This is a genomic window from Paraoerskovia marina, from assembly GCF_900105445.1.
Lineage (GTDB): Bacteria > Actinomycetota > Actinomycetes > Actinomycetales > Cellulomonadaceae > Paraoerskovia > Paraoerskovia marina.
This window is the reverse complement of record NZ_LT629776.1, coordinates 2,889,709-2,903,951: the sequence shown is the minus strand read 5'-3', so window position 1 is coordinate 2,903,951 and position 14,243 is coordinate 2,889,709. Positions and strand designations below refer to the sequence as shown.

Sequence of the window (14,243 nt, the reverse complement as noted above, 5' to 3'; positions counted from 1 at the left end):
CTCAGGAGTCGGACCCCTGCGCGAGGCTCAGCGCCGTCGCGCGGGCGAAGGCCGTGGGAGCGGTCACGCCGCGGTGGTCCGCGTGGGCGGGGAGGGTCTGCCCGGCGGCGAGCCCTGCGGCGTACCCCACCATGTACGTGGTCAGCGGCGCCGCGGGTCGTTCGACGTTGTGCGCTGCGTCCCGCGCCAGGTCGAGGACGGCCTTGAGGTCCACCGACGCAGGATCGATGTCGAGCTGTGTCGATACCTCGGCGATCCACTCGTCGAGCGTTGTCATTGCGGCTCCTCGGGTACGGGGCGGGTGGCGCCCGGGTCCAGACGCTCTACATCGTCCCACGTGTCGACGTCGTCGCTCAGGTCGGCGGGGTCCTCGAGCGCGCGGCATCGCAGCCTCTCGATCACGTGCCTGACCGGCATGCCGTGCACGGACCCGGCCCCGGACCGCAGGTCGTCGAGCGCCGCCGCGAGCGCCGCGTGCCGGTACAGGCCGACGAGCCACTGGCCGCGCCCCTCCCGCCGCAGGTGCACGCCGTCCTCGGTGGGTGCCAGACCGCTGGCAACCTCGAGCAGCACGGGGACGGCGCCCGCGGCGCGCGGGACGTCGCACGCGAGCAGGAGCACCCATGCCGGCGCCGCGGATGGGCCCGCGGTTGGACGCCGTGACGCCAGCGACGCCAGCGCCGCCAGTCCGGCGTCGATCCCGGCGACCGGGCCGCCGAACGCGGGCTCCTCCCGCACCACGGAGAGACCGGGCCTGGCGAGGTGGGGCGGGCCGACCACGACGGTCTGGTCGGCGCCGGTCGTCGCCGTCAGGACGTGGTCGAGCAGCGGGCGCCCGACCACCACGACGTCCGGCTTGGGGGTGCCGAGCCGGGCGGCCCGTCCACCGGCGAGCACCAGCGCGTCGTACCGCGGTCCGGTCATCTACAGCACCACGACCTGGACAGGATCCCCTGCGCGGACCGCGTCGACCTCGGCCGGCACGATCACCAGGCAGTCCGCGACGACGAGCCCGGAGAGCAGGTGACCGTCGCGGCCCGCGGGTTCGACGCGGCCGTCGGGGCGGTGCCTGCCCGGCAGGATCTGCACGCGGCCCGGTGGGCTCGACCACCCGGTCGCGGCGACGCGCGGGACCGCGGGAAGGTCCGACGTCGTGCACCCGGCCAGGCGGCGGATCGTCGGCCGGGCGAACAGGGTGACCGAGACGAACGCGGCCACCGGACTGCCGGGGACGGCGATCCAGGGGACTCCCCGCCAGCGGGCGAGCGCCTGGGGGCGTCCGGGCCGCATGTCGACGGCGGCGACGTGCACGTCGGAGAGCCGCCCGTCACCGGAGTCGAGGAGTGCACGGACGACGTCGTGCGCACCGGCGCTGACACCACCGGACGTGACGACCAGGTCGACGTCCGCGGTGAGCTCGTCGAGGGCACCCGCCAGCGCTGTGATCGTGTCGCCGACGGACGGGTGTCGCACGGCCACGGCCCCCGCGGCACGGACCCCGGCCGCGAGCAGGTGCGAGTTCGAGTCGGGAATCTGCCCGTGGGCGGGGGGCTTCCCGGAGGCCACGAGCTCGCTGCCCGTGGCGAGCACCCCCACGCGGGGAACACGGTGCACGCGCAGCGACGTCGCGCCCGCCGAGGCCGCGGCGGCGACGACGGGGCCCGTCACCGCCGTCCCGGCCGCGCACACGAGGTCGCCGGGCATCACGTCCTCGCCGCGCGGGCGGACGTGGGCGCGGTCGAGGCGCGGTACGGCGACGGAGGTCTCGACGCCCGCCACGCCGGCGCGGAACCGGCCGGTGGAGGTGCGCTCCACCGGGACGACCGCGTCGGCGCCGGGCGGCAGCGGGGCGCCGGTCATGATGCGCACGGCCTCCCCGGCCCCCAGTTCCGTGCCGGTCCCCGTCCCGGCCGCAGCCTCGCCGACGACGGCGAGCGAGACGGGTACGCCGTCCAGCACGTCGAGGTCGCGGGTCCGGACGGCGTACCCGTCCATGGCGGCCATGTCGAAGGGCGGCACCGCCAGGTGTGCGCGGACGTCGGCGGCCAGGACGGACCCGACGGCGTCGTCGAGCGGCACGTCCAGCGAGGGGAGCGGGCTCACCATCGCCACGGCGTGCTCGCGATGCTCGTCAAGGGTGCGGGCGACGGGGTCGGGCATGCCGTCACTGTAGCCATCCGGGGTGCGAGGGGCCGGGGCCCGGAAACCTCACACGCCGGGCCGGTCGTGTGTGCGAACTTCCTTACGCTCGATTAACCGTCCCCGCGCGGCGGCGAAACATCGGCTCCCTAGCGTCCTGCCTACTGACCGGCACGATCGATGGAGGACCAGATGTCCGCACCGACGACGCACGACGACGGCACCACCCCCGCACAGACCGCCACCACCCGGCCGGAGGTCGCGATCGCGCGTCGCAGCGGCCGGTGGATCGACCACTGGGACCCGGAGGACGAGACCTTCTGGAACGACGGCGGGAAGAAGATCGCGAACCGCAACCTGTGGATCTCGATCTTCGCCGAGTTCCTCGGGTTCGCCGTGTGGGGCATGTGGTCGATCGTCGTGCCGCAGCTCGGCGCGGCGGGCTTCACGTACACCAACGACCAGCTCTTCTGGCTGATCTCCGCACCGGCCCTCGTCGGGGCCACGCTGCGGATCCCGTACACGTTCGCCGTCCCCGTCTTCGGCGGCCGCAACTGGACGGTGGTCTCGGCCCTGCTGCTCCTGATCCCCACCACCGCGCTCGTGGTCGCCGTCCAACGCCCGGAGACGCCGTTCGGCGTGATGGTGGTCGTCGCGGCGCTCGCGGGCTTCGGCGGCGGGAACTTCGCGTCGTCGATGGCGAACATCTCGTTCTTCTACCCGGAGCGGGAGAAGGGGCGTGCGCTGGGGATGAACGCGGCGGGCGGGAACCTCGGCAGCGCCGCGGTGCAGTTTGCCGTCCCGATCGTGATCACGGTCGGTGCCGGTGTCGCCCTGGAGCGTGCCGGCCTGATGATGATCCCGTTCATCCTCCTGGCGGCGCTGCTGGCCTGGCGGTTCATGGACAACCTCGCCGAGGCGAAGGCCGACCCGCGCTCGTTCGCCGCGGCCACCCGGCAGAAGCACACGTGGATCATCTCGTTCCTCTACGTCGGCACCTTCGGCTCGTTCATCGGGTACGCCGGGGCCTTCCCCCTGCTGCTGAAGAACGAGTTCCCCGAGGTGGGGCTGTCGATCGCGTTCATGGGAGCGCTCGTCGGGTCGGTCACCCGGCCGCTGGGCGGCATCCTCGCGGACCGCGTCGGCGGGGCGCGGATCACGATCTGGTCGTACGCCGCGATGGCGCTCGGTGCGGTCGGGGCCGTCGTCGCGCTGGGCTCGCACAGCTTCGCGCTGTTCTTCGGGTCCTTCATGTTCCTCTTCGTCGCGACGGGCATCGGCAACGGGTCGGTGTACCGGATGATCCCGGCGGTGTTCCAGGTCGAGGCAGCACGGAGCACGGCGGGAGCGGGCGACGACGTCGTGCGGTCGGCCCGGCTCGCGGCGACGAAGGCAGCCGCCGGGTGCATCGGCATCGCCGGGTCGGTGGGGGCGTTCGGCGGGTTCCTGATCCCGCGCGGCTTCGCCGCCTCGACCACCGCCACCGGCAGCATCGTGCCTGCTCTCTGGGTCTTCGTCGCGGTGTACGCGGTGATGGCCGCGGTCTGCTGGACGGTGTACGAGCGCCGCAGCTCCGTGATGGGTGCTGCCCGCGTATGAGCCCGACGCCGACCCCGGTCCAGACCCACTGCCCCTACTGCGCCCTGCAGTGCGGGATGTCGCTGACCGCCGCACGGCCCGCCGTTCCCGGCGGCGTGCCCGTGGTGGTCGGTGGCCGGGAGTTCCCCACCAACCGCGGGGGGCTCTGCCAGAAGGGATGGACGTCGGCCGGCGTCCTGGCCGCGCCCGACCGGCTCACCACCCCGTTGCTGCGCGGGGCCGACGGAGAGCTGCGCACCGCGTCCTGGGACGAGGCGCTCTCCGTCGTCGCGCGGGGGCTCGCCCGGATCGCGGTGGAGAGCGGGCCTGAGGCCGTCGCCGTGTTCGGCGGTGGAGGGCTGACGAACGAGAAGGCGTACACGCTCGGGAAGTTCGCCCGCACCGTGCTGCGCACGCCGAACATCGACTACAACGGCCGGTTCTGCATGGCGAGCGCGGCCGCGGGCATGAACCGGGCGTTCGGCGTCGACCGAGGGCTGCCGTTCCCCCTGACGGATCTCGGGGGCGCCCAGGCGGTCCTGCTGCTCGGCTCGAACCTCGCGGAGACGATGCCCCCCTCGGTCCGGCACCTGGCCGGTGCCCGGGCCGCGGGCGGTTTGGTGGTCGTGGACCCGCGGCGCAGCACGACGGCGCAGCTCGCCGACGGCGGGCAGGGGGTCCACCTCGCGCCGGTGCCCGGCACGGACCTCGCGGTGCTGCTCGGGCTCCTGCACGTCGTCCTGGCCGAGGGGCTCGCGGACACGGAGTACCTGGAGACCCGGACGACGGGGGCCGAGGCGGTGCGGCGATCGGTCGCGGCCTGGTGGCCGGAACGCGCCGCGGCGGTGTGCGGGGTCCCGGCGGACGACCTGCGTCGGACGGCGCGGCTGCTTGCGGCGGCGTCCGGCCGGCACGGTGGTGCCGGTGCCTACATCCTCACCGGGCGCGGGGTGGAGCAGTCCACGCAGGGCACCGCGACGGTCACGGCCGCGATCAACCTCGCCCTCGCCCTCGGGCTTCCGGGGCGCCCGGGCAGCGGGTTCGGGGCGGTCACGGGGCAGGGCAACGGGCAGGGCGGTCGCGAGCACGGGCAGAAGGCGGACCAGCTCCCGGGGTACCGGATGATCACCGACCCGTCGGCACGGGCGCACGTCGCGGCGGTCTGGGGCGTCGAGGAGGAGACGATCCCCGGGCCCGGGCTGCCCGCCGTCGCGCTCCTCGACGCACTGGGACGCGACGGCGGTCCGCGCGCGCTGCTGGTGCACGGCAGCAACGTCGTGGTCTCCGCCCCGAACGCGGACCGGGTCGTCGAGCGTCTGCGTGCCCTGGACCTGCTGGTGGTCTGCGACGTGGTGCCGTCCGAGACCGCGCGGATGGCCGACGTCGTGCTCCCGGTGACGCAGTGGGCCGAGGAGGAGGGGACCATGACCTCGCTCGAGGGACGGGTCATCCGTCGTCGCCGCGCCGTCGACGCTCCCGGCGAGGTGCGCTCGGAGCTGTGGGTGTGGGCGGAGCTCGCACGACGGCTCGGCTCCGGGGTCGAGCTCGCCACCGATCCCGAGCAGGTCTTCGACGAGCTCGCCCGAGCCTCCGCGGGAGGACCCGCGGACTACAGCGGGCTGAGCCACGGCCGGCTCGACGCGGCCGAGTCGCGGGGGGACGGTCTCTACTGGCCCTGTCCCGACGGTGAGGGCGCGCCGCACCCCGGCACGCCGCGGATGTTCCTCGACGGGTTCCCCACACCGGACGGTCGCGCACGCATGACCGCGGTCGACCACGGCGGGCCGAGCGACGACGTGCGCGAGGACGCACCGACGTACCTCGTGACAGGTCGGGTGCTCCAGCACTACCAGACGGGTGCCCAGACGCACCGCGTCCCCGAGCTCGAGGACGCCCAGCCCGAGCCGTTCGTCGAGGTCCACCCGCTGCTGGCCCTGCGCGTAGGTCTCGAGGACGGCGAGACGGTGCGCCTGACGACGTCGCGCGGCACGGCGCTGGCGCGGGCGCGCTGGACCACGGACATCCGGCCCGACACCGTCTTCATGCCCTTTCACTGGGCCGGGGAGGGAAGCGTCAACCGCCTGACGACCGACGCCGTCGACCCGACCTCGAAGATGCCGGAGTTCAAGGTCTGCGCGGTGCGCCTCGAACCGGCGGTCCCGACCTCCCCGGTGGACGCGGAGACGTCCGCCGCCCTGACGGCGAACGGAGCCCGATGATGCTGAACGTGGTGGTGGTCGGGTACGGCATGGTCGGCTCGCGGTTCGTGGACGACCTGCTCGCCCGTACGGACGCGCAGGTCACGGTGCTCGGCGCCGAGCCCTACGAGGCCTACAACCGGGTGCTCCTGAGCGACGTCGTGGCGGGCCGCAGCGACATCGGCTCCCTCACGCTCCCGGCCCCGACGAGCGACCGGGCCCGCGTGCTGCGCGGGGTCGAGGCCGTCGCGATCGAGCGGCGGACCCGCACGGTGCTGGACAGCTCCGGGGGACGCCACCGCTACGACGCCCTCGTCCTCGCCACGGGCGCCCGCGCCCGGGTCCCCGAGATCGACGGCCTGGGCCCGGAGCTCCCCGCCGGGGTGCACGCGCTGCGCACCCTGGACGACGCCCGCGAGATCCTGGCGGCGGCCTCCAACGTGCCACGGACCGTGGTCGTCGGCGGTGGGGTGCTCGGGGTCGAGGCGGCCCAGGGCCTCGCCGCGCGCGGTCTCGACGTCACGGTCGCGCACGGCGGCCCGGGGCTCATGGACCGCCAGCTCGACGCCGCGGCGGCCGGCGTGCTCGCCGGCACCCTGCGTCGGTCCGGCGTCCGGAGCCGGACCGGCTGCCGCCCCACCGGGGTCCTGCTCGCCGACGGTCGCGTGACCGGCGTGCGGCTCGACGGCGCGGACGTGCTCGCGGCGGAGCTCGTCGTCCTGGCGGCCGGGGCGGTCCCGGAGACCGGGCTCGCCGCCCGCGCCGGCCTCGAGACCGGGCACGGGGTCGTCGTCGGGGCGGAGCTCGCCACGACCCGGGACCCGCGGATCTTCGCGATCGGCGACTGTGCACAGCCCCCCGAGGGCGCGCACGGGCTGGTCGCCGAGGGATGGGACCACGCCCGTCGGGTGGCCGAGCACCTGGCGGCTCTCACCGAGGACGCCCCTGCCCGGACCACCCGGCTCCCCGGTGCCTGGGGACGTCCCTCGCTCGCGCTGCGCGTGGGGGCCACCCTCGCGACTCGCGAGGTGAGCGCACCCGGGGTCCGCGGTACCGACGTCGTGACCGTCAAGGGGATGGCGGCCGTCACGATGGGCGTCTGTGGCGCCGGTCGGGAGCCGAACCCGGCGCACCGCACGGTCGTGCTCTCCGACCCCGGCGCCGGACGCCACGTCGAGGTGGTGGTCGAGGGCACGACTCTCGTCGGGGCCACGTGCCTGGGGGACGCGCGGGTCGCCGCCGACCTCACGGCCGCGTACACCCGGCGCACTCCCGTGCCCGCGGATCCGGCGTACCTGCTCCTCGCGCCGGTGGCGCCGCAGACGGCCCCGGCGTCGTCGCCGGCGCAGATGCCGGCCGACGCGGTGGTGTGCCGGTGCAACACCGTGACCAAGGGGCAGATCACCGACTGCTGCGAGGCCGGCGCGGGCACGCTCGAGGACGTCGCGCGGCAGACCCGCGCGACCACCGGCTGCGGCGGTTGCACGGAGGCGGTCTGCGGCATCCTCGAGTGGGCGGCGGCCACCCAGCCGTCGGCCACGGACCTCACGGCGGGGACGGCGCGACCGTGAGAAAACTGTTACGGCCCCGGAACGGCGGGAGCACCGGGGTGAAATCCGGCCCGCCTAGTTTCGGGGCATGACAGCAGCCACCGAAACCCAGCACCTCGTCGTCGTCGGCGGCGGCATGGTTGCGCAGCGACTGGTCGAGGCCCTGCTCGAGCGCGAGACCGGGGGCTGGCACGTCTCCGTCTTCGCCGAGGAGCCGCGGCTCCCGTACGACCGGGTGGCGCTCACGTCGTACTTCTCGGCGCGGGACCCGGAAGAGCTCGTCCTCGGCGACCCGGCGATGTGGGACGACCCCCGGGTCACGCTCCACCGCGACTGCAAGGTCGAGGGGATCGACCGGGAGGCGAGGACCGTCACGGACCGCCTCGGTCGGGTGCACGCGTACGACGAGCTGGTCCTGGCGACGGGGTCGTCGGCGTTCGTCCCGCCGATCCCGGGCGCGGACCTTCCCGGGGTGTTCGTCTACCGCACGGTCGACGACGTCGCGGCGCTGCGCGGCTGGGTGGACCAGGTGCGGGCGGGGCGTGCGGACGACACCGTGGAGCGCCCGGTCCGTGGCGCGGTCATCGGCGGCGGTCTCCTGGGCCTCGAGGCCGCCGGGGCGCTGCGGGCGCTGGGCGCCCAGGCCACGGTGGTCCAGTTCGGCACGCACCTGATGGACGTCCAGATCGACCTCGGTGGCGGCGAGGCTCTCAAGCGGCTGATCAACGACAAGGGCATCGCGGTGCGCTGCTCGTCGGCGACCGAGCGGATGCGCGCGGACCGGACCTCGGGGCACGTCTCGCGCCTCGACTTCGCGGACGGCGGCAGGCTCCCCGTCGACATCGTCGTGGTCGCGACGGGCGTACGCCCTCGCGACGAGCTCGCGCGGGCGGCCGACCTGCCGGTCGGCGAGCGGGGCGGCGCCGTGGTCGACCTCGCGTGCCGGACCGAGGACCCTCACGTCTCGGCGGTCGGGGAGGTCGCCTGCATCGAGGGGCGGTGCATCGGTCTGGTCGCTCCCGGGTATGCGATGGCGGAGGTCGTCGTCGACCGTCTGCTCGGCGGCCCGGCGACCTTCCCCGGCGCCGACACGGCCACGAAGCTCAAGCTGCAGGGGGTCGACGTCGCGAGCTTCGGCGACGCGTTCGCCCGCACCGAGGGCGCGATGGAGCTCGTCCACGCCGACCCGGTCGCGGGGGTGTACAAGAAGCTGGTGCTGGCCGACGACGCCCGCACTCTGCTCGGCGGCGTGTTCGTCGGCGACGCGGCCCCGTTCGCGTCGCTGCGCCCGATGCTGGGGGCCGAGCTCCCCGGCGACCCCGGGGCGTTCCTGCTCCCCGAGGGCGGAGGCGGCGGCGCACCGCAGCTCGAGCTCCCCGACGGCGCCGGCGTGTGCTCGTGCAACAACGTCTCGGCCGGCACGATCCGCGGGGCCGTGACCGAGCACGGGTGCACCGACCTCGCCGCCGTCAAGGCGTGCACGCGGGCGGGCACGAGCTGCGGGTCCTGCCTGCCGCTCGTCAAGAAGATCACGACGGCGGAGCTCGAACGAGCCGGGATCGAGGTCTCGAACGCGCTCTGTGAGCACTTCGAGCTCTCCCGCGCCCAGCTGTTCGACGCCGTCCGGGTGGCGGACCTGCACACGTTCAGCGAGATCATCGAGCGGTTCGGGCGGGTCCCGGAGGCGGCGGCCGACGACCTGCCCGTCGGGCCCGGGCGGGGCTGCGACATCTGCAAGCCGACGATCGCGTCGATCCTGGCGTCGCTCGGCAACGGCCACATCCTCGCGGGGGAGCAGGCCTCGCTCCAGGACACGAACGACCACGTGATGGCCAACATGCAGAAGGACGGCACGTACTCCGTGGTCCCGCGGATCCCCGGCGGGGAGATCACGCCGGACGGCCTGCTCGTGATCGGGCAGGTTGCCAAGGACTTCGGTCTCTACACCAAGATCACGGGCGGTCAGCGCATCGACATGTTCGGTGCACGGATCGAGCAGCTCCCGGACATCTGGCGGCGGCTCGTCGAGCACGGCTTCGAGTCCGGGCACGCCTACGGCAAGTCGCTGCGGACGGTGAAGTCCTGCGTCGGGTCGACGTGGTGCCGGTACGGCGTGCAGGACGCGGTCGGCATGGCGGTCGAGCTCGAGCTGCGGTACCGGGGCCTGCGGAGCCCGCACAAGATCAAGCTCGGCGTCTCGGGCTGCGCCCGGGAGTGCGCGGAGGCCCGCGGCAAGGACGTCGGCGTGATCGCGACGGACAACGGGTGGAACGTGTACGTCGGGGGCAACGGCGGGTTCACGCCGCGGCACGCCCGGCTGCTCGCCGAGGACCTGAGCAGCGAGGAGCTGCTGCGCACGATCGACCGGTACCTCATGTACTACATCCGCACCGCGGACCGCCTGCAGCGGACGGCGGCGTGGATGGAGGACGTCGAGGGCGGCCTCGACGGCGTGCGCGCCGTGATCATGGAGGACTCGCTCGGGATCTGCGCGGACCTCGACGCCGCCATGGTGCGGCACGTGGGCGAGTACGAGGACGAGTGGCGTGCCGTCCTCGAGGACCCCGAGAAGCTGCGGCGGTTCGGCTCGTTCGTCAACGCGCCGACCACGCCCGACCCCGACCTGGCCTACGTCGCCGAGCGCGGCCAGCGCCGGCCCGCGACGGCCGACGAGCGTGCTGATGCCCCGGTGATCGCCGGGCCTGTCCTGGAGGTGCGGGTATGACCACGACGGCGGACACGACCTGGGTGGCTGTGTGCCCCCTGGCGGACCTGGCGGTCGAGCGCGGCGCGGCGGCGCTGCTCGGCGACGTGCAGGTCGCCCTCTTCCGGCTCGCGGACGGCACGGTGCACGCCGTCCAGCAGCTCGACCCGTTCAGCGGCGCGAACGTGATGTCGCGGGGGATCGTGGGCACCCGCGGCGGCGAGCCGACGGTGGCGGGGCCGATGTACAAGCAGGTCTACTCGCTCCGCTCCGGGCTCTGCCTTGACCCGGTCGGGTACGAGCCGCGGCCCGGGCACGAGCCCGTCCTCGTGACGTACCCGGTCGACGTGCGCGGCGGCGTCGTGCACGTCGGGGCAGCACGATGACCACCCTGGTCGGGCTCGACGTCGCGGGCCGGCTGGTCGTCGTCGCGGGTGGCGGTCCGGTGGCCGCCCGCCGAGGACGGGCGCTGCTCGCCGACGGCGCCCACGTGCGGTTCGTCGCGCCGTGGATCTGCGAGGACGTCACCGACCTGCTCGCGGGTGCGGCGGACGAGGAGTCGGTGATGTGGGTCCCGCGCGACGTCCGCCCGGGCGACCTGCGCGGGGCCTGGCTCGTGCACGCCGCCACCGACGACGCACGCGCCAACCGCGAGGTCGCGCGCTGGGCCGCGGAGAGCCGGATCTGGTGCGTCAACGCCGGGGAGGCGGACGCGGGCACCGCACGGACGCCGGCGACCACCCGCAGCGGGGACGTGCTGGTGGGCGTCGTGACCGACACGGCGGACGGGTCGGTGGCCGCCGACCCGCGCCGTGTCCGGGAGGTGCGGGACTCGGTCGCCGAGCACCTGCGGTCGGGGGCGCGGGACCAGCGTCGGCGACGCCCCGGGACCGGGCACGTGACCCTCGTCGGCGGGGGGCCGGGTGCGGTCGACCTGCTCACGATCCGTGGCCGGCGCGCCCTCGCCGAGGCCGACGTGGTCGTGACCGACCGGCTCGGACCCGTCGGCGTGCTCGACGAGCTCGCTCCCGGCGTCGAGGTGATCGACGTCGGCAAGACGCCCGGCAACCACCCCGTCCCCCAGTACGAGATCAACGCCATCCTGGTCGACCACGCCCGGCGGGGCCGCGCCGTCGTGCGCCTCAAGGGCGGCGACCCGTTCGTCTACGGACGTGGCGGCGAGGAGCTGGTGGCGTGCCGGGAGGCGGGCGTGAGCGCCGACGTCGTCCCCGGGGTCAGCAGCGCGCTCTCCGTCCCGGCGCTCGCGGGGATCCCGCTCACGCACCGCGGGGTGGTGGCGGCGTTCCACGTCGTCTCCGGCCACGCGGCCCTCGGCGCCGCGGCGACGACGGCCGTGCGGGACCGCTCGGCCACGCTCGTCGTCCTCATGGGGGTGGCTGCGCTGCCACGGATCGTCGACGAGCTCCTCGACGCGGGGGCGGACCCGCAGACGCCCGTCGCGGTCGTCGAGAACGGGTCGACGCCGCGACAACGCCTGACTCGTGCGACGATCGGCACCGCGGTCGCACGTGCGGCCGCGGTGGGCGTCGGCAACCCTGCCGTCGTGGTGGTCGGCGACGTCGCCGCCGAGGAGATCTTGGAGGGTGCGAGTGACTGACGGGCCGCAGGATGCGCAGGCCGCCGACGAGGGGACGACGGCACGTCCCGCGCTCGGGCAGGTCATGGCCGGGTGCACCGTGCTCGTCACCGCGGACCGGCGCGCCTCGGAGCTCGCGTCCGCCCTCGAGCGCCGGGGGGCGACGGTCCGGCACGCGCCCGCGCTGACGATGGTCCCGCACGCCGACGACGACGCCCTGGTCGACGGCACGCGCTCGCTGATCACGACCCCGCCCGACGTCGTCGTCGTCACCACCGGGATCGGGTTCCGCGCCTGGGTCGAGGCCGCGGACGCCCACGGCCTGGCCGACCACCTGCTCGACACCCTCGCCGACTGCCGGATCGTCGCGCGGGGGCCCAAGGCGCGCGGGGCGATCCAGGCCGCGGGCCTGACCGCCGACTGGGTCGCGGAGTCGGAGACCTCGGGGGAGATCGCCGACGTCCTGCTCTCCGAGGGGGTCGACGGGCTGCGGATCGCCGTCCAGCACCACGGTGCCGGCGCCGACGGGCTGGACGTCGTCTTCGGCGAGGCCGGGGCGGACGTCCTCAGCCTCGTCGTCTACCGCTGGGGCCCGCCCCCCGACCCGGCCGCGCTGCGGGCCTCCGTCGAGGCGGCGGCGAACGGCGAGATCGACGCCGTCGTCTTCACCTCCGCGCCGGGCTCCGAGGCCTGGCTCCGCGCCGTCGAGTCGGAGGGCGTCCTCCCGTCCGTCCGGGGCCGGTTCGGCAACGGCAGCATGGTGGCGGCCGCCGTCGGTCCCATCACGGCACGTCCGCTCGAGTCACGAGGAATCGAGACCCTGCAGCCCGAGCGCGGACGGCTCGGGGCCCTGGTCCGGACCCTTGTCGGGCACTACGAGCACGCGGAGACCCTCGCGATCGAGACGGTCGCCGGGCGGCTGCTGATCCGCTCGCGCAGCGCGGTGCTCGACGGCCGGGTGCTCCCGCTCTCGCCGAGCGGACTGGCCGTGCTCCGCGTGCTCGCCGTCGCCCGCGGGGACGTGGTCCGCCGCGACGACGTCCTCGCGGCGCTCCCCGGTGAGTCTCGTGACGCGCACGCCGCGGAGGTCGCGATCGCCCGCGTGCGGGACGCCGCCGGGGACCGCGCCCTCGTCAAGACCGTGGTCAAGCGGGGCTACCGGCTGGCGCTCGCCGCGGGGTGACCGCCGACGGGTGACGCTCAGCCCGCGAAGGCTGCTGCCACCGCCTGCCGCAGGTACCAGGGGTCCGCCACGGCGCAGAGCTCGCGCGCCGAGTGCATCGACAGGATCGGCACGCCCACGTCGACCGTGCGGATGCCGAGGCGGGTGGCGGTGATCGGGCCGATCGTCGAGCCGCAGGGCATCGTGTTGTCGGAGACGAACTCCTGGACCGGGACGCCCGCCCGCTCGCACGCCCCGTTCCACAGCGCCGCGCCGACCGCGTCGGTGACGTACCGCTGGTTGGCGTTGATCTTCAGGATCGGGCCGCCCCCGGCGAGGGGCCGGTTCGCCGCGTCGTGACGTTCGCCGTAGTTCGGGTGAACCGAGTGCCCGACGTCCGAGGAGACCACGAGCGACGCCGCGAGGGCACGACGGCGCTCCACGGCGTCGGCACCCAGCGAGCGCTGGACCCGTCCGAGCACGTCCTCGAGGAACGGGCCGCCGGCCCCGGACCGCGTGTCGGAGCCGATCTCCTCGTGGTCGAACGCCGCGAGCACGGCCACCCGCTCGGCGTCGTCCGGGACGTCGAGCAGGGCGCACAGTCCGGCGTGCACCGAGAGCAGGTTGTCGAGCCGCCCCGAGGCGAATAGCGCCCCGTCCGCACCGAAGGTGCGCGGCTGCTGGGTGTCGGCCACGACCACGTCGTACCCCGCCACGTCCTCGGGGGAGCACGCGCCGTCGACGAGCGTGGCGAGGACGTCGGCCTCGGAGCGGTCGCCCAGGCCCCACACCGGCTGGGTGTGGCGCTGCTTGTCGAGCTTGAGCCCGTCGTTGACCTGCCGGTCGAGGTGGATCGCGAGCTGCGGGATCCGCAGCATCGGGCCGGTCCGCACCAGGTGCTCGGTGCCGTCCCGGGTGACGACGCGGCCCGCGAGCTCGAGCTCGCGGTCCAGCCACGAGTTCAGCAGCGGTCCGCCGTAGATCTCGACGCCGGCCTGGAGCCAGCCATCGCGGCCGGTCGTCGGCCGCGGCTTGAGCTTGAACCCGGGGGAGTCCGTGTGCGCGCCCAGGACCGTGAACGGCGTCAGCGGGCCGGCGCCCGTGGGCACGACCCACGCGATCACGGCGCCGTCGCGCACGACGACGTAGCGGCCGGGGCCCTGCGGCCACGCCTCGGTCTCGTGCACCCGGGTGAAGCCCGCGTCCTCGCAGCGTCGGGCCACCTCCGCGGCTGCATGGAACGACGACGGTGCTGCTTCGACGAGGCGGGCGAGGTCTGCGATGTGCGTTTCGGCGTTCGTCACCCGTCCATCTT

At 74.7% G+C, this 14,243-nt stretch carries 11 protein-coding genes; 7 read left to right on the top strand and 4 right to left on the bottom strand.

Annotation, left to right across the window (positions count from 1 at the left end):
* Nucleotide 1: 1 nt before the first annotated feature.
* From BLU20_RS13160 to BLU20_RS13150, 3 genes are read right to left on the bottom strand one after another with little or no spacing between them, the layout of a single operon-like run.
* Nucleotides 2-277: a DUF6457 domain-containing protein gene (locus BLU20_RS13160; protein WP_083372800.1), complete on the bottom strand. Its 276-nt coding sequence runs from the start codon at nucleotides 275-277 to the stop codon at nucleotides 2-4.
* On the bottom strand, nucleotides 274-924 hold the full coding sequence (gene mobA, locus BLU20_RS13155) for a molybdenum cofactor guanylyltransferase (RefSeq protein ID WP_083372799.1): 651 nt from the start codon (nucleotides 922-924) through the stop codon (nucleotides 274-276). Before mobA ends, BLU20_RS13160 begins: the two co-directional genes overlap by 4 nt.
* The gene (locus BLU20_RS13150; protein ID WP_083372798.1) at nucleotides 925-2,160 is read right to left on the bottom strand and encodes a molybdopterin molybdotransferase MoeA; all 1,236 of its coding nucleotides are present in this window, start codon (nucleotides 2,158-2,160) and stop codon (nucleotides 925-927) included.
* 171 nt (nucleotides 2,161-2,331) lie between these two features.
* On the opposite strand from BLU20_RS13150, the gene BLU20_RS13145 reads away from it, so the two are divergent.
* The 7 genes from BLU20_RS13145 to BLU20_RS13115 all read left to right on the top strand — a co-directional run bounded on the left by BLU20_RS13145 (nucleotide 2,332) and on the right by BLU20_RS13115 (nucleotide 12,949).
* Nucleotides 2,332-3,738: an MFS transporter gene (locus BLU20_RS13145; protein ID WP_083373078.1), complete on the top strand. Its 1,407-nt coding sequence runs from the start codon at nucleotides 2,332-2,334 to the stop codon at nucleotides 3,736-3,738.
* Entirely contained in the window at nucleotides 3,735-5,936 is a 2,202-nt protein-coding gene (locus tag BLU20_RS13140) for a molybdopterin oxidoreductase family protein (protein ID WP_083372797.1), read from the top strand. The genes BLU20_RS13145 and BLU20_RS13140 overlap by 4 nt, the downstream gene beginning before the upstream one ends.
* Nucleotides 5,933-7,486 (top strand): FAD-dependent oxidoreductase, encoded by a 1,554-nt coding sequence (locus tag BLU20_RS13135; protein WP_083372796.1) that lies wholly within the window; start codon nucleotides 5,933-5,935, stop codon nucleotides 7,484-7,486. Before BLU20_RS13140 ends, BLU20_RS13135 begins: the two co-directional genes overlap by 4 nt.
* A gap of 67 nt (nucleotides 7,487-7,553) precedes the next feature.
* A complete protein-coding gene (gene nirB, locus BLU20_RS13130; RefSeq protein WP_083372795.1) occupies nucleotides 7,554-10,190 on the top strand; it encodes a nitrite reductase large subunit NirB in 2,637 nt (878 codons plus the stop codon).
* Nucleotides 10,187-10,555 (top strand): nitrite reductase small subunit NirD, encoded by a 369-nt coding sequence (nirD, locus tag BLU20_RS13125; RefSeq protein WP_029252002.1) that lies wholly within the window; start codon nucleotides 10,187-10,189, stop codon nucleotides 10,553-10,555. The genes nirB and nirD overlap by 4 nt, the downstream gene beginning before the upstream one ends.
* On the top strand, nucleotides 10,552-11,787 hold the full coding sequence (gene cobA, locus BLU20_RS13120; RefSeq protein ID WP_083372794.1) for a uroporphyrinogen-III C-methyltransferase: 1,236 nt from the start codon (nucleotides 10,552-10,554) through the stop codon (nucleotides 11,785-11,787). The genes nirD and cobA overlap by 4 nt, the downstream gene beginning before the upstream one ends.
* A 64-nt stretch (nucleotides 11,788-11,851) precedes the next feature.
* Complete coding sequence (locus BLU20_RS13115) at nucleotides 11,852-12,949, top strand: uroporphyrinogen-III synthase (RefSeq protein WP_043109476.1); 1,098 nt, start codon at nucleotides 11,852-11,854, stop codon at nucleotides 12,947-12,949.
* A 17-nt stretch (nucleotides 12,950-12,966) separates the two neighbouring features.
* On the opposite strand, the gene BLU20_RS13110 is transcribed toward BLU20_RS13115, so the two are convergent.
* On the bottom strand, nucleotides 12,967-14,232 hold the full coding sequence (locus tag BLU20_RS13110; protein ID WP_083373077.1) for a M18 family aminopeptidase: 1,266 nt from the start codon (nucleotides 14,230-14,232) through the stop codon (nucleotides 12,967-12,969).
* Nucleotides 14,233-14,243 lie beyond the last annotated feature (11 nt).